Here is a 20,113-nt window from a genome sequence, read left to right on the forward strand (position 1 = left end):
AAAGTTAAAATTTAACTTTTAAAAACGTTCTTTTTTAGAGTGTTAAATCAATTTGCGTAAACCATTTTCATTGATTTTTCATTATTTTTTTGATTGTTTATTGTTGGCTTTTTTGAATGTTACATGTTTAAGAGATTGTAACATTTTATATTAATAGCCGTCATATTTGTGTAATCAATTTAAATCAACAACCATGAAATCATCAGTAAATAACTTAGTTTTAGAAAGAGGAATTTTAACATCCGCATACAAAAGAGAAATTCAACAAAATATCTGTACAATGAAGGCTCAATCTTTATATGGTGTAAAGAGTCGATTGAGATCTAAAGGAACAAGATTGTCAAGTGAAACAGGAGCTATTTTAAAAGTATCAATGTTTGTACTAGCTTTAGTAGTAATTGTTTTTTAAAACAAAAATCTCACCACATTGCTGTAGTGAGATTGTGTATGAATTGAGTTTTAATTTTAGCTTAAAACTTCTTTAATTCTTTTAATCGCTTCACGTAATTGCAACTCAGAAGCAGCGTAAGACAATCGAATGCAATTTGGTGCACCAAATGCCTCTCCGGTTACCGATGCTACATTAGCTTCTTCTAATAATAACATAGAGAAGTCGTTTGCGTTATTAATTTGTTTTCCTTTAAACGTTTTTCCAAAGAAAGCAGAGATGTCTGGAAATATATAAAAAGCACCTTCTGGTACGTTTAATTTGAATCCTTCAATTTCTCCTAATAAATTTAAAACCATATCTCTACGAGTTTTAAATTCATCAACCATGTATTGTACTTTACTAGGTTCTGCTAAAACAGCTGTAATTGCAGCTCGTTGAGCTATACAGTTAGTTCCAGACGTAATTTGACCTTGCATTTTTGTACATGCTTTAGCAATCCACTGAGGAGCTCCAATAAAACCTATTCTCCATCCTGTCATAGCAAATGCTTTTGCTAATCCATTGACAGTAATAGTTCTATCGTACATGTTTTCTATAGCTGCAAAACTAAATGGTTTAGTTCCGTAGTTAATATGCTCGTAGATCTCATCAGATAAGATATATATCTGTGGATGATTTTCTAAAACTTTAGCCAATGCTCTGTATTCTTTTTCACTATAAATAGATCCACTAGGGTTATTTGGTGAATTAAAGAAAATCATTTTTGTTTTAGGCGTAATAGCAGCTTCTAATTGTTCTGGAGTAATTTTAAAATCACTATCAATAGATGAAGGGATTTCAACAAACTTAGCTTCACATAAAGTTGCAATTGCAGAATAGCTAACCCAATATGGTGCTGGTAATAAAACTTCATCACCTGGGTTTAATAAAACTTGAGCAATATTTGCAATAGACTGTTTAGCTCCCGTAGATACTACAATTTGATTTGCAGCATAGGTTAAATTATTATCACGCTTAAATTTTTTGCAAATAGCTTCTTTTAACTCAACATATCCATCAACTGGAGTATATGAGTTGTAATCTTGATTAATAGCTTCTATAGCTGCATCTTTAATAAAATCAGGAGTGTTAAAATCAGGTTCTCCTAAGCTTAAACTAATAATGTCTCTACCTTCGGCTTTTAACTCTCTAGCTTTAGCTGCCATGGCTAAAGTTTGTGAAACAGGTAAACTGTTAATTCTGTCTGATAATTGTTGTGACATTGTGTTGTTAAGTTGTGTGTTGTTTATGCTAATTGTGGTTCTTTACCTAAAGAACTTAATTGTTTAAAGTGCTCGATAAGAGCTCTTGTCATTGTTTTGTATTCGTTGTAAGGTAAGTTAAATTCCTCTGCAGTTTGTTTTACTATTTTCGCTAATTTGTTATAATGAACATGCGAAATGTGAGGGAAAATATGATGCTCAACTTGATGATTTAATCCACCAGTATAAAAGTTAACTAACCAGTTTTTTGGTGCAAAATTTGAAGTTGTATATAATTGATGAACAGCCCAAGTGTGTTCTAAATTCCCGTCTTTATCTGGTAAAGGCATTTCAGTATTTGGTACTACGTGTGCTAATTGAAAAACAACACTTAAAATCATACCTGCTGTATAATGCATAATAAAGAAGCCTACTAATACTTTCCACCAAGCAATATTCATAACAAGTAATGGTAATACTATCCATAAAGAATAATATACAAGTTTAGATATCACTAATTTTGTCCATTCTACTTTAGGGTTAGGAAACTTACCGTACGATAACTTACGCTTTAAATAATTGCTCATTTGTTTAAAGTCAGTAGTTATAGCCCAGTTAATGGTAAGCAACCCATACAAGAATATTGAGTAAAATTTTTGAAATTTGTGTATTGGAAGCCATCGAGAGTGCTTTGAAAAACGGATAATTCTTCCAGCATCAATATCTTCATCATGTCCTTTAATATTAGTAAAAGTATGATGTAATACATTGTGTTGTACTTTCCAGTTGTATACATTTCCTGCTAAAATGTAAATGCTACTACCCATTAATTTATTTAACCAATTTTTACTTGAAAAAGAATCATGGTTAGCGTCATGCATTACATTCATACCAACACCAGCCATTCCGATACCTGTAACTACTATAAGTAAAGCCATTACCCATTGAGGCATGCTCACGGTTAAAATTAAGATAAAAGGAACTAAGAAAGCAGCAAACATAATAATTGCTTTAGAGTATAGTTTCCAATTACCAGTACGTTTAATATTGTTTTCTTTAAAATATGAGTTAACACGCTTATTTAGAGTTCTAAAAAACTTTGCGTTTTCTGTTCTTGAGAAGTTTATTGTATTCATTTATTCTGTGTTATAAACCGCAAAAGTAAACGTTTTTACTCGATGGTTATTGCTCAAAGAGAACTTTTTAACAAGAAATATATCTTTTGTTAGATAAATGTCTATTAACAATTAGTTTTTTATTTTTGCAGCGTAAAATTTACTTAATGGAACTTATAAAAAAATATTTTAGCAATTTAACAGAAACGCAACTAGAACAGTTTTCTAAACTTCAAGATTTATATGAAGATTGGAACCTGAAAATTAATGTAGTTTCTCGTAAAGATATTGATGAATTGTACTTGCGTCACGTATTGCATTCGTTAGGTATTGCTAAAGTGATGCAATTTAAACCAGGAGCAAAAGTAATGGATGTTGGTACAGGAGGTGGTTTTCCTGGGATACCATTGGCTATTTTGTTTCCAGAAACTCAATTTCATTTAGTAGACTCTATTGGAAAAAAGATTAAAGTAGTAAATGAAGTTGTTGAAGGATTAGGTTTAGAAAATGTAAAAACTACGCATGGTCGTGTTGAAGAGGTAAAAGATACTTATGATTTTATTGTAAGTAGGGCAGTAGCGCAAATGGAAACTTTTGTTGGATGGAACAAAGGGAAGATTGCTAAAAAGCAAAATCACGAGTTAAAAAACGGAATTTTATATTTAAAAGGAGGTGATTTAACTGAAGAGTTAGAAAAATATACTTCTTCTACAATTTACAATTTACCAGATTATTTTGAAGAAGACTTTTTTGAAACAAAGAAAGTAGTGCATTTAGCATTAAAATATAAAAGCTAGTTGAAAAACGAAGCTCTAAGTAAATTTTAAATCCATTAAATAGCGTAACGCTATTTAATGGATTTAAAAATATATAACATCTCAGAAGCTATTTCTAAACTTCGCTCTAAGTATTTATCTTTTTCTAAAGGCGTATTGTCGTATGCTTTAGGATCTTCATAGGTAACAGGTACTCTTTTTGCTGCACCAGCTATAAACGGACATCCTTCATCTGCTTGCGAGCAGGTCATAATAGCACAAAATTCATTTACAGGATTAAAAGGGTCATCATATTTTTTAGAGAAACCAATTATAGGCTGCTTATTTTCTGCATATTTTATTGCATAGATAGCGTTTTCTGTTTCTGATAAATTTTGAATTTTAAAACCTTTATCTATAAGAGTTTCTACCACATTCTTATTCATAGCAGTTGCTTCTGTACCTCCAGAGTAGCAATAAACATTTGGAATGTTTAAATAATAAGCCATTGTCTGTGCCCAAATTTGAGATAAATGACTTCTTCTAGAATTATGCGTACAAATAAAGTTAAGGTTAATAAGCTCTTTATTGTTTACTCCATTTTGGATATACGCTATTAAAGGCTGTAAAACTTTCTTTCTATCTTCTGTAATGCTTGTTGATAAGCTTGAAATAGTTTTTTCTATTTCAGAAAAAACAACTGTTTTTAATGTTTCCATAGCTTAACAACATCCTGAATTAGGTACACATGCAGTTTGCTCTTGTAAATCTGATAGTTTTACTTTTGTTTTTTCAGAAGGAATACCACATTCAGATTTTGCCAAACAATCGGTTTGTTTCGTTGTTAATAAGAAGTTTTTTCCGTCGAAATCTAATCCGTATTTACCTATGGTAGCACCTTGGTATTCCACTTCGATATTTAAATCTGGAATATTTAAAACTTTTTCTGATAGCTCAATAATGTGAACTAATTTCTCTGGGTGCAACCTATGATCGTAATCATTTGCTTCCCATAATTGAAAGTTTACCACTTCTTCATTTCTTATGGTACCCCCACAGTCAATAAAGTTCTTTGTTATTTTTCCTACTTCAGTTACGTGAAAGTGATTCGGGACTAATTCTCCGTTTGGTAACTGAAACGCTATCGTTTCTAAACTCCCCAAGTGATTTTTAATTTCTGATAATTTCATGTTTCTTAATTTTTTATTTTAATTGCAATATTACGATGAATAGATGTAAATTTTTTTAACAGCAATTGCTAGAGTTACTATTAAAATTTAAAAAGTTATTTAATAATATTCTTATTTCTTTCCAGTTTTCTTGATCTATACAATAACAAACGCTGGTACCTTCTATATTCCCTTTAATAAGATTTAAATTCTTTAACTCTTTTAAATGTTGCGAGATAGTTGGTTGTGCTAAACCAATAACTTCAACCAAATCGCCACAAACACAAGAGTTTATTTTAAATAAATGTTGCAGAATAGCAATACGAGCAGGGTGACCTAGCACTTTGGCTATTTTTGCAAGGTTGTTTTGCTCTTGGGTAAATATTTCTGATTTGGTAACTCCCATTGTGTTAATTATTATATTGCAATATTACGATTAATAATTGATTTAAAACAAAATGCTCCGATATTATTTTGTTATCGGAGCATTTTGATAATTTATAATAGGAATTAATACCAGCGTTTCTTCTTCTTTTTAGAAGCTTCAGATTTTCGTCCTTTTTTATTCTTACTAATAGTGTTCGGTTGTTTTTTGTGCTTTGGTTTTACTAAAAGAAAAGGATGGTCTTCAATAATTTTTATAGGCCTTTTCATAAACTCCTGAATGGTTTTTATGTATGAAGTTTCATCAGCACTACAAAATGAGAAGGCAATTCCAGATTTTCCAGCTCTACCAGTTCTACCTATTCTATGCACATAGGTTTCTGGTACGTTTGGTATGTCTACATTAATAACAGCATCTACTTTGCTAATGTCAATACCACGAGCAGCAACATCAGTAGCAATTAATATATTTACTTTATTGTTTTTAAAATCTTCTATCGCTTCATTTCGTAAAACTTGCGATTTGTCTCCGTGTACACTCGTTACTTTGTATCCGTTTTTTAAAAGTGTTTGTTCTAATTTATCAACACCAAACTTCGTACGTCTAAATATAATAATACGTCCTTTTATAGTGTTGCGTAATAAATGTAAACATAAGTCTACTTTATTCTTTTTAGGGGTGTAGTATAATAACTGACCTATATTATTAGCTGTTGTTTCAGTAGGAATAATAGCTACCGTTTCTGGCTTATACAACATTGATGCAGCTAATTGAGTTACCTTGTCTGGCATGGTTGCAGAAAACAATAAGGTTTGTTTTTTACGAGGACATAGTTCTTCAATTCTTTTTACATCTTGAATAAAGCCCATGTCTAACATTAAATCGGCTTCATCTAAAACAAAGGTATTTAGCAAATCTAAATCAATACTACCTTGTTTGTGTAAATCAATTAATCTACCAGGAGTGGCAATTAAAATATCAACCCCTTTGGTTAAAACATCTTTTTGTGGTTTGGTAGATATACCACCATATACAGCCGTTGTTCTTAAGTTGGTGTATTTACTATAGGTTTTAAAGTTTTCTTCAATTTGTATCGCTAATTCACGGGTAGGGCTTACAATTAAAGCTTTTATTTTCTTAGCTCCTTTTTCTACATCGTCTTCTTTAGCTAAATGATGTATAATAGGTAAGGCAAAAGCGGCTGTTTTACCAGTACCTGTTTGTGCCCCCACAATAACATCCTTTTTATCTAATACCAACGGAATCACCTTTTCTTGTACTAAAGTAGGTGTATGATATCTTTCCTCTTCTAGTACTTTTAATATAGATTTATTAAGCTGTAATTCTGAAAACTGCATTGATTCTTTTTTTGCAAAGGTACTCTAAAAGAAACAAGGATGTTTATCCGTTTAATAAATTAAGAACTTTTAGAAAAAAGTTAGTAAATACCCTAGGAATGAACCTCCTAGTACTATAAATGCACTGTTTAGTTTTTTAAAACCAAAAACGGTAATTAAACTAGCAATAGCTATTACAATTGTTCGCCAATCAATTAAAGTATCTTTTCCCATTTCTATACATACCGCTATAATTAATGCAACTGCTGCTACATTTACAGCATCTAAAACAGCACGAATGGTTTTAGATTTTCTCATTTTTGGCATTAATGGGTTTAGTATTAATACAAATAAGAACGATGGTAAAAAGATTCCCAGTGTAGCAACAAGGGCTCCAGTAATTCCATGCATTTGCCAGCCAATAAATGTTGCTGTAGATAACACAGGTCCTGGTGTTATTTGACCAACTGCAACCGCATCTATTAATGCCTGCCTAGTTAGCCAACCGTTTGCTACTAATTCTGAATCTAAGAAGGCAAACAATACATAGCCACTACCATATAGTATTGCTCCTATTTTTAAAAAGGTAAGGAATATTTTTATGTTACTTAAATTAAATGATTCACTTGCTTGGAATGCGAGCAGTGGTATAAAACTATGTAGGTTTGAGGTGTTTTTTTTAAAATAGTAGATACTTAAACCCAACAAACCACAGCCTACTAGTGTTATAATTTCATTTACGCCCAGCAAGCATGCCGCCAATGCAATAGCGCCTAAAATAGCGAGTTGGGTATTTTTAATTGCTTTTTTACCCAATCTGTAAGCTGCCATAACAATAATAGCAATTACAGCTGGTTTTATACCGTAAATAAAGGGTGCTACTTTGGGTAATTGTCCGTATTCTTGGTATAACCATGCGAATATTGAGGTGATAACTACCGCAGGAAAAATAAAACAAAATCCAGCTACGATTAATCCTTTCCAACCCGCTTTTTCATGTCCACAGTGCATGGTCATTTCTGTTGAGTTTGGACCGGGAATTAAATTAGTTGCTCCAATAAGGTCTAAAAAGTGCTCTTGGGTCATCCATTTACGCTTTTTAACTACTTCATCTTCCATCATGGCAATATGAGCAGCGGGACCGCCAAAGGCTATGCTTCCAAGTTTAAAAAAGAGTTTTGCTATTTCTTTTAAATCGTTTTTTTGAGACATCTTTTGTGCTGTGGTTTTTTTAAAAAATGTAGTTACAAATCTATCAATTTATTAGCTAAAAGTATTGTTGTTTTTACCAAGTGGTTTTATATTTCAGTGAGTTTAGCCATATATTCTACAGAATATGGAAATTCCTCTGTGAATTGTCTCATCAAATTTTACAATTCCCCTGTTTTTCTGAGGCGTTTTATAGTTTAATAGGTTGGTTTTAAAGGTAAATGTATTTACAAGATTATAAACGTATTGCTTAGCCATATGGTGAATTGAATAGTGAATTTTGCACTTTTTTTACATTTGATTCACATATTTCACAGCAAGCTGCCTCTATATTCGTACAAATATTAAATGTATTATGATGAGTAAAATTAAAAAGAGTGTTTTAGTAGTAGCTGTATTGGTAACCGTATTTATGGTGAGTGGGTATTCTAAAATTACATTGACAGATAAGAAGGTTGAAACCATAAAAGCAGCAAACCAAACCATTAACATGTTTGTTACCCATGGGCATTGTAGTACACCATTTGCTGGTAAGGTAAACGATTTAAAAGTTGAGTATCCAACACGATTGGATTTAGGAAACCCATTAGAAGATATGGTAATTTCGTTTGAAGTAGATCCTAACTCATTTAATGTATGTAGAGCTAAAGAATTAACACCAAGAATTAAAACGCCTGGTTTGTTTATTAGTGAAAAGAATGAGAAAATTACATTTACATCTACCAATGTGTATACGATGGGGCTAGATTGGTATCAGGTTAATGGTAAAATGGCTATTAAAGGCGTAGAAAAAGACGTGAAGTTATTTGTTACGGGAATTAGAAAACCAAACGAACAAATAGCAACAACCTTAGTGTTAGACGGACAAGTAAATTTATTTGATTGGGGAATTGATTATGATTTGATTGTTAACGGAAAGTCAAGCGAAGTATCCACCAAATGGTTGTATTTGAATATGAAAATTGAATTAGTATAGAAATAGAAAACACTCTTGTTAAAGAGTGTTTTTTGTTTTGGCGTTGTCTGCTTAAAAAACTGGACTTTCATTTTATTACTAAATGTTTTATTGGCTATGCGCCTAGTTATGTTTTTTTTAATTTAAAGAGCTAGGAAATTCTTCTTCTATTTCTTGTTGAACAGTTTTTTGAGTGTCAGGTTCATTCATTTTCTGAAGGATTGCTAATGTTTCTCTATATTCAATTGCTTCAGGTAGTTTTGTAAATTCTGCTTCTATTCCTGTTTCTTTAATTTGGGTTTCAATTTCGTCTAATGTTACGTTGAAAAATTCTTTACGGTAATTTAACATATTCACTTTTTTGTCCTCAAAAGCTCTATGCAATTCTTTTTCTAAAGTCGGTGCTTCATCAGAATATATCATTGCATGAATGTCAAATTTGAAAGGAACAGAAGCATCTCCTAATTCTTTAACTCTGTCTGTTGGTTCCAATCTTCTTGTCATTCCAATTTTGTATACATCTTCCCCAAATGAACCAATGTTGGAGATAATGTAAACGTGACCTCTTTTTGTTTGTTGAGCCATTGACATTGCACGTTCTTTTTTTTCTTGAGATTCTTTTAGTTCTTGTTCAAGTTTTTCTATTTGTGCTTGCAATTTGTCATGTTTGGCTCCCGTAACTTTTTCAATTTCTTTTCTTGCTTTTTCTAAAGCAGAGTGATAATTTTTTTCTTCTTTTTCTGCATCTTTTTGTGCTTTTTCGAATTCTCTTTTTGCTTTTTCTTCTTCTCTAATTTGTTCTTGGATTGCCCTTAACTCTTCTTTTTCTTTTTGTTTTTTCAATTGAAATTCGTGTTCAAGAATTAATTCTTTGACTTTTAAATTTAAGTATCTATCTTGAATTGAAATAGTAGAGCTTTTACCAAGTTTATTAATGGCTTCAAAAGATTTTTTAATTCTTTCTTGCATTTGATTAACGTTATTCCACTTAACCTTAGTAATTAAAGAGTTACATTCACCATTAAATGCACGCAATACCAATTTAATATTTCTTTTAGTTGAAGCACGTCCTTTAGCTTCACTTCCATCTACTGTCCAATTGGTGGCACAAATTGCAGCAGTTTCGTCTTTTATCATATCTTTTTGGAGCTGAATAATTCTTTTTTGTTCAGCTCTATATTCGTCAGATTTCTCAAAATCATAAACGGGTTCGTAAACTCCAAATTCTATTAAGTCAAGTTTTGATTCATAGAGACTAACTTCTTTTCTAAGTTTTCTATAAGTCTCTAATGAGTTTTTATATTTATTGCCTAATTCAGAAAGTTCTTCTTGCGATTTTTTGATTTCAGTAGATTGTCTCTCTGTTAATTCCTTGAACTCATTAGTCTTTTTCTCTACTTCTAAATCAATATTAGAGATAGGTTTGTATTTTTCTAACTGAGTTTTTAACTGCTTTATTTCTTCAAGTTCTTTTTTCTTTAAAAAATCAAATAACCCCATTTTTCTTTGTTTTAATTAGTTTCGTGAATAAGTACAAACTTTTTGGTTTAGCATTTATTAGCTATGTTTTATACACGTTTTTGATAGCTGGTTTTTCGGTCTGTGAGAATTAAATTTCGATATTTTGCCCATCCATAAATATATTCACGAATTTCTTGAACTCTGCTATTCAAATCTATTTTTCCGTTTCTAATTCCAACGGTAGAATTCAAACCAATTAAGTAATTAAAAACTCCAAGAGTATCAAATTGAGGCAGTTCATTTTGGTCATTAAATCCAGGATTTAACCATTGGGTATAAATTTGATAATCTTTGTCAGTAAAGTAATCGATTGTTTGCGAAACATCTTTTCGATATTGCATTGAACAAAGTACTATAGCTGGGTTTTCGATTGTAATTAATTTGCCAACGTATGTTTCTCGTTCTTCTGGACTTCCGCTAACCAAAAACACGTTTACGTATTCGGTTTCATTTAAATATAATTTTTTTAGTTTAGTTCCCGTTTTCACAGTTCGACTGAATAATGAATTCCAAGTTGAGGATTTTCCTGAATTTCTTTTTCCGATTACAGAGACTAAAAGTTTATTCATAATTTATTTTAAATATTTGTTGTAGTCTGATTCAGATTTTATTTTCTGAAAAACATCAGAAATTTGAGCGTCATTTAATCTTTTCAGAGCAAGATGTATTGCTAATTTGTTTTTTTGTTCTTCAGTTAAAGTAAATTTATCCATTTTATTTTTCTTGACGAGTGTTTTTTTACTTGTGGCTAACGGTCTCGTTTATGAGTAGTAAGCGAGAACAAGCAATTATTTATAGCCATTGTTGTGCGTTCGTTTTTATTCTTCATTAAGCAATTCTTGAAAACTTTCAATCTTCGCTTTTAATTCATCAAAGGTTATTATTTCAACATCTTTACTGTTACTTCTTGATAATTCAAATGAATATCTCTGGTCTTCATCTAAGTCAGCTAAGTTTCCAATTAGTACAATGCATTTAGAATTAAAGGTTTCAAAGTTTCCGTTTTTTCTACTTTTTGCTTTCAATGCATAAAATTCTTTTTGAAAATTATCTCTTTGATTCAAAACTTGAGCAGTTGAACCGGAAAGGTCCTTTGAAATACTATAAACGTCTTCTCCTCGATAGGAACTGTTCTCAACAAGTTTTGTTTTATGCGTCTTTATCTCTAAAAATGAAACGTTGTCGCTAAGACTATTTTTTATCAAAAAGTCGTTCATCTTTCCATTCTTGTTGTCTAGACTTTTTCCACCTACATATGCCTCTCTTTGATATAAGATTATTGGTTGAGCGAAAATTGATGAAAATACCCAACTGTTTTCTTGAAGAAATATTTGCCAATGTTTTTCAAGACTTTCCCCATCTGTAACTAAAGAAAACAATTCATTAAATCGCTCTATTGTTTTTTGAATAAACTTACTATCAACAATTTCCTTTGTTTTTGCTAAAGATTCTTTGCTTAAAAAATCTGTGCCTATTGATAGTTTGTCGAATAAATCTTGTATTGCTTTTTTATCTCCATCTGAAAATTCGTCAATTGAATTTCCCCAACTTGACAATGATGAAGCAAGAGCATTTGCAATATATGTCTTTTCAGGTTTGTCAATTACCTTTGGAAAAAGGCTATTTAAAGTCAATTGTAAAACAAAATCTACTTCAGAACGATTTTTCTTATAAATTGCACTAAATGCATCTTGAAGTTCTTGTAGACTTGTCTCATTAAGGTAAAGTACTTTGTTTGCTACATCTAATTCTGTTTTTCCTTTTTTTTCTATAATTACTTCCTTGACTTCATAAGTTTCGTCAATAAAATAAGTAAAAGGATTTAAAGTTTTAGTAAAACCCCAACCATATGACACAGCCTTTACAACTCCAATTGGTAATTTATCTCCAAAACCTAAGTAAGTAAACTTTTTGATAAACTTATATTTTTCTCCACCTTCAAACCCTCTTGGATAATGAATTACTTTGTCAGTTTTTTTAAATAATTCCTTAGAGATTTGCTTTATACCAGCTTCCGTATCATAGTAATACCAAACCTGTTTTGAAACTAATTCTTTTTCTATTTTTTCTCCTTTAAATTCTTCTGACATAGTTTTTAGGTGTTCTTTGGTCAAATGACGCACAACTTGTTTATACGCGGAACATTGTTCCAGTTATTAACCTAATATGTCCGGCTAAGCGGAACTTTTAGGTGTTTTTATACAACTCAAAATAGTTACTAAATTTTTGAGCATTCGAATGTAATATAAAAAAAGAAGCTGTTTCTACGGAAAACCGTACTATAAGTAAGGTTTTTCCCTATTTTTATATAGGGGTAATCACTTAGTGGGTGTTAAAAGGGGCGTAATAGGCTAAAAAAATGTAGTTTTCTTAGTTTTTTCCTTCAGCGAAGCTCGCTGGTGGTTTCGTTCTATATTTATTGCGTCAGCGAAGTTCGCTGATGGTTTCGTTCTGTATTTATTTCGTCAGCGAAGCTCGCTGGAGGTTTTGTTCTATATTTATTGTGTCAGCGGAGTTCGCTGATGGTTTCGTTTTATATTTATTGTGTCAGCGAAGTTCGCTGATGGTTTTGTTTTATTTTTGTTAGATGAGCGTAATTTTATGGATATAACCAAACAAAAAAGCAACCTTAGTTGAGGTTGCTTTTTGTTGTTTTGTAACATGTTTGTATATGGTTAGTTGTGGCTTTTTATCAAATGCAACTAAAAATTATTGGTATTAGTTTTAGTGAGTGTTTTCTATGTTGGATTGAGATTAGCAATTAATTATACATTTTGTTGCATACTGGCTTAATCATTATTATTTCCAAACTACCCTATTTGCATTTTTGAATTCACTTGTTAATTCTTCAATAATTCTTTTCAATTCGATTTCGCCCATTTCAAACTCTATAAACGATTTTTTGAATACATCTTCATATTTTAGACCTGAAGCGAGGGAATAAGCTCCATTTTCGAGTATTGGAATACTAGTATCATGAGTTATTCTAATTCTTTTAAATTCCGGATTATTCTCAAGTAAATCAAATTGTAATTGCCTTTCGTTTGTTAAAACCTGTTTATTTGGAATCTTATTTAATAAAAGATTTTTAAACCACTGAATTAATTCTTTGATTTCTGAAATCAAAATACTTGTGTGCCAAACGGAATTGTCAATTCCGAGATGTAAAGGTAAATTTATTAATTTTGGTTTTTCAGTATAGACGAATCCTGTCTGTTCGCAAACTTTAGGTTTTTTTATGAAAATTAAGGAAAATGTTAATTTTTGTCCGTTAGTTCCTTCTATTATCATGCAACTTTGTTTTAATTGTATACAGTGTTGTAGCCAGTTATTCTTTATTGTTTAGGTTGCAAATTCTAACTAATTCGTCTCTATTTAAATCATTTAATGCTTTAATCAACTCTTGTTTGTCTTTATGTTTAAAATTGATTCTATAATGATTTTCCCCTTCTAAAATACTCTGTTCGTGATTAAGGCTTTCAATTTCTGTTTTTTCATTTAAAGTATCGTTAATAAAGTTAAACAATTCTGTACCTTCTATTAATAAATAAAGTTCTTCCCAATCAGATTTGTATAGTATTACGTGAGGAAGCTCTAACAGTTTCTGGTCAGTTAATGGAAGGTCAACGATTCTAATTCCAATATCAAAAGGATTTTCATCAGTATAACCACAATCATTAAAATCAAATGGGTTTTCATCAAAACCTTCCCAAGTATCGTAGAATTTACTTGACATTATATTCCAAGCGTGATTTGGTAATTCAATCCAATTATTCTTATTTCTATCTTCTGTTATGTAATCTGACACTTTTAATGTCAACTTTCCAAGCTTTACTTTATCTCCGTTATCTAATTCAGATAATCGTCTAAATTCTTTTATAAAAGGAAATAATTCATCTTTTGTACCAACAAACCTTACTTTATTTGCAAACCATTCTTGTTGTATTCTATTAGGAATGTCAATTTCGAATTTAGTTTTATGTCGATTGAATAGGTTCATTTTTTAATTGGTTACAACTTGTTTATAAATGGAACATGGTTCCTGTTATTTGCCTAATATATCTGGCTAGGCCGGAACTTTAGGTGTTTTATACAATAACAAAATAACCACTAAATTTTTTAAGGATACTAATGTCGCATAAAAAAAGAATCTGGTAGTGCGGAAAACCAGGGAGGATTTTCGAGAGTAGGCTTGTATTAGCAATTAATTTTATATGGAGTTACTCAATTTTTTTTAGTCGTGAACTTGGAATATTAGAGGCGTTTTATAGGAAACGTTAATTGGTTTTCCGTCTTGCATTCCAGGGCTCAATTTTGGTAATAGCCCGATAACTTCAATTGCATTTTGGTTCATGATTTCTGGTCCACCAGTAGCGCGAATGTTGATTGGTTTCCCATTTTTATCAATTATAAATTCTATTATTATTTTTATTCTTCCCGTAAGGTCAACATCATTTACAAGGTTAGTATTAAACTTTTTCATTATGTGTTTCTTAATAAACTTGTTTGTGCACTTTTTTCTTTTTTCGATGTCCCATTTTGATTTACAGTCAGGTGCTAACGGTGGGGCTTCAACTTCGTTGAATTCTATAATTTTAGATTCGTCAATTTCTTTAGTTACTATTTCTGCTTTTGAGTAATCAATACTTTCCGTTTTTTCTGATTTTAACCCAATGACTTTAGGCTTTGACGGTTTGTTACTACTAATTTTTTTCATTTCTAATCGAATGATAGGAAGTGTGAAATACGTTTTACCCTCTAATTTTTGAACAGTAATATGCATTAAAGAAAACCCGTCATTTTCTGTTCCAATCATTACTTGGTTTTCTTTTATTATCCAATTTTTATTATCAAGAAAAAGTAATTCTTTCATTCTTTCATCAGTTAGTTTTCCAAACTTAATCCTAAAAACTTTGTTTCCCTTGAAATTGAATTTTGAATTTAAAAAGGCATTTTCAATCATTTTTAAAGCTTCTTTTTGTTGAACGATACCAGAATTTGGAATATCAACATTAATAGCTTTCCATTCTCCCATTAAGTTTTCATCATTCAGGTTTTGAGCTTTCGCTAAAAAGCAAAAAATAAATGTTGTAACTAATAATAATTTTAATTTCATAGTGTTTTTTTAAAATGTTGAGTAACTTGTTTATATGCAGAACATTGTTTCTGTTATTTACTTAATGTGTCTAGTTAAGCGGAGCTTTAGGTGTTTTTATGCAACTAAAAATAGTAGCTGATTTTTTAAGGATACTAATGTAGCATAAAAAAAGAATTTGGTTGTGAGGAGAGTTAAACAAAAAAAGCAACCTCAATTGAGGTTGTTTTTTAGTTGTTGATAAATTATAAGTTGTTTTATGAGAAAGGGGCGTGAGTTTTACTTGTTTTTTACCACGGTTCTTTGTTGTAAAACGTTTTTTTATTCAGTTGTATTATTTCTATAAATTCTTCAGGTGTGACATTTAACTCTGAAATGTCAATTTTCTGTATTCCAGTAGAGATTGTTCCTATCATTATTTTTTGCTCCATTGAATTATCCCCTTTACCTCTTATAATTCCGTAATCTAATATGTTATTCCAATATAATGTTCTTTCTTTTTGATGAATTCCATTTTTATCAATGATTATTAGTGCTTCATACTTGTGAAAAAATGCTTTGTAGAAGAAATAAATTGATATAACAAGGAATACTAAAACTCCGATTATATTAGGAGAGTTTAAATCCCAAGTGTAGTCATTTTTATAATTTCCGTATAATAGCATTAAAATTATTACTCCAAACATAAATAGGAGCTGTTTGTCATAATTTTTGTCTTTTTTAAACTCTAAACCGTGAGTTTTCTCTTTAGATAAATATCTTCTGTGGCGAAGTTTTTCTGGTTTTTCAAATACTCTTTTGCTAAGAAAACTGTCCACTTTTGTTGTTAAATAATTATTTTCTACTACTGATTCGAAATGATTTTTTATTTTTTCTAATTCAAGATTATCAGTTTTAAAATCAGTACAATATTCTTCAAAATCAGCAATTTTTTCAGTGAGACTACAAATTACCCCCTCTTTTAATGATTTCTTTCTGTTTTTACAGATTTTACAAAATGGTAAATGATATTTTCTGTTCACTCTTTTTTAATGTTTTACAACTTGTTTATATGCGGAACATTGTTCCTGTTATTTGCTTAATATATCTGGCTAAGCGGAATTTTAGGTGTTTTTATGCATTGTTGGCATTAGTATTTTATCAGTTACTTCTTTGGTCTGAGATTTTCAATAATCTGTACATCTAGCCAATAAGGGTTTCCAACCCAATATGCACTTCCATCTTCTCTAAACTTCTCATATCCCCTCCAAAAAAATAAATATTTTCCATCAGGTGTTACCTGAGCGCCATTTTCTTGATGTACCGTATTTATCTTATTTCCCATGTTAATTGCTGCTCCCCATGATCCATCTTTCTGTCGAAAACTAATATATAAATCGCTATCACCATATCCACCATTTCTCTCAGCATCCCACATTAAATAAGATTCATCTGGGGCAATGTAAGGATGGGCAACCCATTTTCCTGTGTTAATTTCCTTACTTGCTATTTGTGGTTCTTCATATTTTCCGTCTATTAACCTTGAAAAACGAATGGTACCTTTCTCTGTTGCCTCATCAAAATAGCGTGTTCCAATAGATGAAGTAGAAAGTCTCATAATAGGAATATCTTTAAACTGGTCACCTATACTTTTAGGCTCTGACCACCCTAATTTAGTTCGTTTCCTATATTTATTTCCTTTAAAAATAGTATCACCATCTGGTGAGAAGGATGGATATCTTATATTTGTTACAGATTCTTTCTTCCATTCATTATTTTCAAATTGAATAACAAGATTGGTGCGTTTTTCATATTTTCCGCCCCTCCTAACGAAATAAATTTCTTTCATATTTGGTGAAAATGAAATACCACTCTGAAATTCTTCCACAGAAACAATACTTGGTGCAAAAACTTCAGGAATTAAATCAGGTAACTTTTGCTCAAAGTAGCGGTCTTTTATTGAAGGAAAATCATTTTGCTTTGAAGTATTACAGCTACTCAAAAAAAGTACAGAAAAAATTAATGAAATTATAAAGCTATTAGTTTTCATTATTAAATTTTTAAAATGTTTGATAATGTGTTTGTGTATGATTTTGTTGTGTGGCGTTATTTATATTCATTAAGTCTTAGTGTTTCATCAACTTTTTCCATTTTGAGTCATTTATAAGTGAGGATAAATTATTCATTTGAATTATTTTGTTAACCTTAGTTTTCAATCAAAATTAATTTTTAATAGCGCTGCGATTTTAAAGTTATTTTATATTATTTGCTATTGTTTAAAATCTCTATAAACAAATTTTAAACCATCATAAGCTGTTTTTAAAATAATAGTAAAATGGGTTTCGTTTTTGTATGCCACGCTTTTCCATCCGTTTTCTTTTAATATGCTTTTTTCTAAAACAGCATCCATTGCATTGGTACCCATAGCTATGTAACGTTCTCCTTTACGTCCAGATATAAACAGTGAGATATCTATATTTGATATCAGCGATAGTTTTTTTTCTGCTAGTTTAGTAACATATTTATCATCCCAATATAAAGAGGGGTCTGCTAAAATATAAGCGTTAAAAAGCGTTGGTTCTTTTAATAATGTGTACATGGAAAATGTTCCTGCATGTGAATGACCAAAAAGTGTCTTGCGATTTGATGTAGGGTACTTTTTATTGATGTATGGAATTAAATCTTCTTTAAAAAAATTAATATAATTATCCGCTTTACCTGAAAGAGGAGAACGCTCTAAATTTGTTGGCAATAAATCTCTATTGCGTTGTGTTACACCATCTATATATTTATTATCTACCCCTACAATAATGCATCTGGGTATTTTCTTCCAATCTGAAGTCATATCATGTATTGCCGAGATTTTTCCGGCAACTCTTTTTCCATCAAGAACATATATAACGTCATATGTCTCTTTAGAATTTGGCTTATATTCTTTAGGTAAAATTATCCTAATATTACGTTGCTCATTAAGTACGTTGGAATACAATGAATCTTGAATAAGCCTATCTTCTTGTGAATAGATGACATTAATATTTCCAAGAATAATAAGAACTGTAAGAAAGAATATTTTTTTATAAGATTGCTTCATTTTTGTTTTACCGTTAAGTTAATTACTTTAGATTACGCCTATTTTTGGCGCTATTATTTCGTGTTTGGTCAGTAAGTCATTGCTTTTTTCATTCCATTTTTTAAATCGAAAACCCCTCCCTTGTATTCTCCAGAGTATTGTTGATTTATAATTTTAGTTTTCATAATATCTTTCTCAAACAGTACACAACGTTAGTATATAGCGAATATACTTAAAAAGTGAATTTTAACTATTTCAATCATGAGTTATCGAACACCTTTTTAATCATTTTAACATAACCTTATTAAAAATAAGTTATGTTACATTTTTAAAATCCCAAGCGAAGTTCGTTGGTATCTTTGTATTGTTTCTGTTAGATGAGCGTAATTATCCCTTGCTTCTGTATTCTATGGATAAAACCAAACTAAAAAGCAACCTCAATTGAGATTGCTTTTAAAATATACTTTTAAGAGTAGCTTATTTACCCTTGTAGTCTTTTAAGTTGTTTTTTGAAATAATTAGAATTAGGAGATGCTTGTTTGTTTGCAATTGAGAGCGCAGTTTTATAAGCTTCTTCTGCTTTTTTTAATTCTTTAGTTTCTTCGTATGCTCTAGCTAAGCGGTTATAAGCTCTCATAGATTCTGGATAATCTTTTGTAGCTTGCTTTAAAATACTAATGGCTTTCTTTTCTTGTTTATCATTTAGTAAAACAGTTGCTAAACGAGCCATTGTGTTCTCCGGTATTTTATTCTCTGTATTGTATTTTTTTGCTCTTTTTGTATAGTGTGATTTTAGTTTTTCCATCCCTCCGCGATCTTTGTAGTTTTGATAACTTGAATACCTAGGGGCTTGAAAATCGTTGAAAACTTCCGTAAAACCTTTATACATGGTTAAATAAGGAGTGGTCATATGAACTTGATTTTCTATAAAATCATATTTCCAATCCAAACTTTTTGGTGCTTCTTTTTTGAATATTGTTACAAGTTTATTTAAAGCATCTGTTGCACGTTGTCCTTCTGCTGTTGCATCCGTTATTGTAAAATACAGCGATTGATCTAGGTTCTTATTGTTGTTGAATAGTTCTTGAAATTTAGTTAACAATTCAGAATTAAATATTTGTACAACCGGGCTTGCTGCAATATAGTTTTCAAATAGAGAAGGCTCTGTAGCTAAATAATTTAAAACAAATGCACCAGCCATTGAGTGTCCAAATATTGTTTTATGTTCTGTTGTACGGTAATTTTTATTTACAAAAGGAATTACTTCTGTTTTTATATACTTTTTAAAATTGTCTCTTCCGTTCCCTAAATCTCTTCTACGTGTTCCTTGGTTATTCGGAATAGCAACCACAATGCTTTCTGGCATTCTTTGATTTTCACTTAAAAGAGTAGCAGCATTGGTAGCGTGATTAAAATGATTATTACCATCTAAAACATAAACAACAGGATAGTTTTTTTTAGAAGTAGCGTATCCTTCTGGGGTGTGAATCATTAAAGTACGTTCTTCTTTTAATATTGAAGATTGCATTTTAAATTCTTTTCCTAAGTTTTGATTGATTGGAGTTGAAGTAGGTTGCTGCTGAGCATGTATGCTTGCTATAAAAAATAATGCAATAAAAGGTGTAATTAGTTTAGTCATTTTGTTATTGGTTTTAATCAAAAGTAAAAGACTCTTTTTTAAGTTGTTATACTATTAAGAATATGTTACAAGTATTTTAACAGTAATTGATAATTGTATGTTAAAGGTTATGGGATATTTGTATTGCTTTATTTTTTAAACTAAAGAAGAGCTGTTTATATGTTTTTTAGCCTGTTAAATAATAAAAAGAAGATAGGATTTAAATTATAAAAGCAACCTCATTTGAGGTTGCTTTTATAGTAAATGAAAAGA

The 20,113-nt window shown here is 30.6% G+C and carries 21 protein-coding genes; 3 read left to right on the top strand and 18 right to left on the bottom strand.

Annotated features, from left to right (window positions below):
- Nucleotides 1-193 precede the first annotated feature (193 nt).
- A complete protein-coding gene (locus Q0881_RS02940; protein WP_299156805.1) occupies nucleotides 194-409 on the top strand; it encodes a hypothetical protein in 216 nt (71 codons plus the stop codon).
- A 56-nt stretch (nucleotides 410-465) separates the two neighbouring features.
- Here the strand turns inward: Q0881_RS02940 and Q0881_RS02945 are convergent, their stop codons facing one another.
- Together Q0881_RS02945 and Q0881_RS02950 are read right to left on the bottom strand one after the other, a co-directional pair.
- Nucleotides 466-1,653 carry a pyridoxal phosphate-dependent aminotransferase gene (locus tag Q0881_RS02945; protein ID WP_299156807.1) on the bottom strand — a complete coding sequence of 396 codons (1,188 nt, stop codon included), beginning with the start codon at nucleotides 1,651-1,653 and terminating at the stop codon, nucleotides 466-468.
- A 23-nt stretch (nucleotides 1,654-1,676) separates the two neighbouring features.
- A complete protein-coding gene (locus Q0881_RS02950; RefSeq protein ID WP_299156809.1) occupies nucleotides 1,677-2,768 on the bottom strand; it encodes an acyl-CoA desaturase in 1,092 nt (363 codons plus the stop codon).
- Nucleotides 2,769-2,914: 146 nt separating this feature from the next.
- Between Q0881_RS02950 and rsmG the strand changes: the two genes are divergently transcribed.
- Nucleotides 2,915-3,544: a 16S rRNA (guanine(527)-N(7))-methyltransferase RsmG gene (gene rsmG / locus Q0881_RS02955; protein ID WP_299156811.1), complete on the top strand. Its 630-nt coding sequence runs from the start codon at nucleotides 2,915-2,917 to the stop codon at nucleotides 3,542-3,544.
- A gap of 50 nt (nucleotides 3,545-3,594) precedes the next feature.
- Here rsmG and Q0881_RS02960 read toward each other — a convergent pair whose 3' ends face one another.
- The 5 genes from Q0881_RS02960 to chrA form a co-directional block, all read right to left on the bottom strand.
- Nucleotides 3,595-4,221: a protein-tyrosine-phosphatase gene (locus Q0881_RS02960; RefSeq protein WP_299156812.1), complete on the bottom strand. Its 627-nt coding sequence runs from the start codon at nucleotides 4,219-4,221 to the stop codon at nucleotides 3,595-3,597.
- 3 nt (nucleotides 4,222-4,224) lie between these two features.
- Nucleotides 4,225-4,692: a DUF6428 family protein gene (locus Q0881_RS02965; protein ID WP_299156813.1), complete on the bottom strand. Its 468-nt coding sequence runs from the start codon at nucleotides 4,690-4,692 to the stop codon at nucleotides 4,225-4,227.
- 55 nt (nucleotides 4,693-4,747) lie between these two features.
- Entirely contained in the window at nucleotides 4,748-5,077 is a 330-nt protein-coding gene (locus Q0881_RS02970; protein ID WP_299156814.1) for a metalloregulator ArsR/SmtB family transcription factor, read from the bottom strand.
- A gap of 104 nt (nucleotides 5,078-5,181) precedes the next feature.
- Nucleotides 5,182-6,414, bottom strand: a complete 1,233-nt coding sequence (locus Q0881_RS02975; protein WP_299156815.1) for a DEAD/DEAH box helicase — start codon at nucleotides 6,412-6,414, stop codon at nucleotides 5,182-5,184.
- A gap of 69 nt (nucleotides 6,415-6,483) precedes the next feature.
- Nucleotides 6,484-7,605: a chromate efflux transporter gene (chrA, locus tag Q0881_RS02980; protein WP_299156817.1), complete on the bottom strand. Its 1,122-nt coding sequence runs from the start codon at nucleotides 7,603-7,605 to the stop codon at nucleotides 6,484-6,486.
- A 355-nt stretch (nucleotides 7,606-7,960) separates the two neighbouring features.
- On the opposite strand from chrA, the gene Q0881_RS02985 reads away from it, so the two are divergent.
- Complete coding sequence (locus tag Q0881_RS02985; protein WP_299156819.1) at nucleotides 7,961-8,578, top strand: YceI family protein; 618 nt, start codon at nucleotides 7,961-7,963, stop codon at nucleotides 8,576-8,578.
- A gap of 117 nt (nucleotides 8,579-8,695) precedes the next feature.
- On the opposite strand, the gene Q0881_RS02990 is transcribed toward Q0881_RS02985, so the two are convergent.
- The 11 genes from Q0881_RS02990 to Q0881_RS03040 form a co-directional block, all read right to left on the bottom strand.
- On the bottom strand, nucleotides 8,696-10,057 hold the full coding sequence (locus Q0881_RS02990) for a DUF4041 domain-containing protein (protein WP_299156821.1): 1,362 nt from the start codon (nucleotides 10,055-10,057) through the stop codon (nucleotides 8,696-8,698).
- A gap of 68 nt (nucleotides 10,058-10,125) precedes the next feature.
- Nucleotides 10,126-10,566 (bottom strand): hypothetical protein, encoded by a 441-nt coding sequence (locus Q0881_RS02995; protein WP_299156827.1) that lies wholly within the window; start codon nucleotides 10,564-10,566, stop codon nucleotides 10,126-10,128.
- Between the two features lie 84 nt (nucleotides 10,567-10,650).
- A complete protein-coding gene (locus Q0881_RS03000; protein ID WP_299156829.1) occupies nucleotides 10,651-10,791 on the bottom strand; it encodes a hypothetical protein in 141 nt (46 codons plus the stop codon).
- 105 nt (nucleotides 10,792-10,896) lie between these two features.
- On the bottom strand, nucleotides 10,897-12,168 hold the full coding sequence (locus tag Q0881_RS03005) for a Shedu immune nuclease family protein (RefSeq protein ID WP_299156831.1): 1,272 nt from the start codon (nucleotides 12,166-12,168) through the stop codon (nucleotides 10,897-10,899).
- A 709-nt stretch (nucleotides 12,169-12,877) separates the two neighbouring features.
- Nucleotides 12,878-13,369, bottom strand: a complete 492-nt coding sequence (locus Q0881_RS03010) for a hypothetical protein (RefSeq protein WP_299156836.1) — start codon at nucleotides 13,367-13,369, stop codon at nucleotides 12,878-12,880.
- Between the two features lie 37 nt (nucleotides 13,370-13,406).
- On the bottom strand, nucleotides 13,407-14,078 hold the full coding sequence (locus tag Q0881_RS03015) for a hypothetical protein (protein WP_299156838.1): 672 nt from the start codon (nucleotides 14,076-14,078) through the stop codon (nucleotides 13,407-13,409).
- 234 nt (nucleotides 14,079-14,312) lie between these two features.
- Nucleotides 14,313-15,194 (bottom strand): energy transducer TonB, encoded by an 882-nt coding sequence (locus tag Q0881_RS03020; protein WP_299156840.1) that lies wholly within the window; start codon nucleotides 15,192-15,194, stop codon nucleotides 14,313-14,315.
- Nucleotides 15,195-15,463: 269 nt separating this feature from the next.
- Entirely contained in the window at nucleotides 15,464-16,195 is a 732-nt protein-coding gene (locus tag Q0881_RS03025; RefSeq protein WP_299156842.1) for a hypothetical protein, read from the bottom strand.
- Between the two features lie 122 nt (nucleotides 16,196-16,317).
- A complete protein-coding gene (locus Q0881_RS03030) occupies nucleotides 16,318-17,202 on the bottom strand; it encodes a hypothetical protein (protein WP_299156844.1) in 885 nt (294 codons plus the stop codon).
- 219 nt (nucleotides 17,203-17,421) lie between these two features.
- Nucleotides 17,422-18,243 carry an alpha/beta hydrolase-fold protein gene (locus tag Q0881_RS03035; protein ID WP_299156846.1) on the bottom strand — a complete coding sequence of 274 codons (822 nt, stop codon included), beginning with the start codon at nucleotides 18,241-18,243 and terminating at the stop codon, nucleotides 17,422-17,424.
- Between the two features lie 460 nt (nucleotides 18,244-18,703).
- Nucleotides 18,704-19,861: an alpha/beta hydrolase-fold protein gene (locus Q0881_RS03040; RefSeq protein ID WP_299156852.1), complete on the bottom strand. Its 1,158-nt coding sequence runs from the start codon at nucleotides 19,859-19,861 to the stop codon at nucleotides 18,704-18,706.
- Nucleotides 19,862-20,113 lie beyond the last annotated feature (252 nt).

The organism is uncultured Tenacibaculum sp., from assembly GCF_947494125.1.
Classification (GTDB): Bacteria; Bacteroidota; Bacteroidia; order Flavobacteriales; family Flavobacteriaceae; genus Polaribacter.

Coding starts and splice junctions, on each gene's coding strand:
- Q0881_RS02940 (WP_299156805.1), top strand. CDS start 194: ATGAAATCATCAGTAAATAACTTAGTTTTAGAAAGAGGAATTTTAACA.
- Q0881_RS02945 (WP_299156807.1), bottom strand. CDS start 1,653: ATGTCACAACAATTATCAGACAGAATTAACAGTTTACCTGTTTCACAA.
- Q0881_RS02950 (WP_299156809.1), bottom strand. CDS start 2,768: ATGAATACAATAAACTTCTCAAGAACAGAAAACGCAAAGTTTTTTAGA.
- rsmG (WP_299156811.1), top strand. CDS start 2,915: ATGGAACTTATAAAAAAATATTTTAGCAATTTAACAGAAACGCAACTA.
- Q0881_RS02960 (WP_299156812.1), bottom strand. CDS start 4,221: ATGGAAACATTAAAAACAGTTGTTTTTTCTGAAATAGAAAAAACTATT.
- Q0881_RS02965 (WP_299156813.1), bottom strand. CDS start 4,692: ATGAAATTATCAGAAATTAAAAATCACTTGGGGAGTTTAGAAACGATA.
- Q0881_RS02970 (WP_299156814.1), bottom strand. CDS start 5,077: ATGGGAGTTACCAAATCAGAAATATTTACCCAAGAGCAAAACAACCTT.
- Q0881_RS02975 (WP_299156815.1), bottom strand. CDS start 6,414: ATGCAGTTTTCAGAATTACAGCTTAATAAATCTATATTAAAAGTACTA.
- chrA (WP_299156817.1), bottom strand. CDS start 7,605: ATGTCTCAAAAAAACGATTTAAAAGAAATAGCAAAACTCTTTTTTAAA.
- Q0881_RS02985 (WP_299156819.1), top strand. CDS start 7,961: ATGAGTAAAATTAAAAAGAGTGTTTTAGTAGTAGCTGTATTGGTAACC.
- Q0881_RS02990 (WP_299156821.1), bottom strand. CDS start 10,057: ATGGGGTTATTTGATTTTTTAAAGAAAAAAGAACTTGAAGAAATAAAG.
- Q0881_RS03000 (WP_299156829.1), bottom strand. CDS start 10,791: ATGGATAAATTTACTTTAACTGAAGAACAAAAAAACAAATTAGCAATA.
- Q0881_RS03005 (WP_299156831.1), bottom strand. CDS start 12,168: ATGTCAGAAGAATTTAAAGGAGAAAAAATAGAAAAAGAATTAGTTTCA.
- Q0881_RS03010 (WP_299156836.1), bottom strand. CDS start 13,369: ATGATAATAGAAGGAACTAACGGACAAAAATTAACATTTTCCTTAATT.
- Q0881_RS03015 (WP_299156838.1), bottom strand. CDS start 14,078: ATGAACCTATTCAATCGACATAAAACTAAATTCGAAATTGACATTCCT.
- Q0881_RS03020 (WP_299156840.1), bottom strand. CDS start 15,194: ATGAAATTAAAATTATTATTAGTTACAACATTTATTTTTTGCTTTTTA.
- Q0881_RS03030 (WP_299156844.1), bottom strand. CDS start 17,202: ATGAAAACTAATAGCTTTATAATTTCATTAATTTTTTCTGTACTTTTT.
- Q0881_RS03035 (WP_299156846.1), bottom strand. CDS start 18,243: ATGAAGCAATCTTATAAAAAAATATTCTTTCTTACAGTTCTTATTATT.
- Q0881_RS03040 (WP_299156852.1), bottom strand. CDS start 19,861: ATGACTAAACTAATTACACCTTTTATTGCATTATTTTTTATAGCAAGC.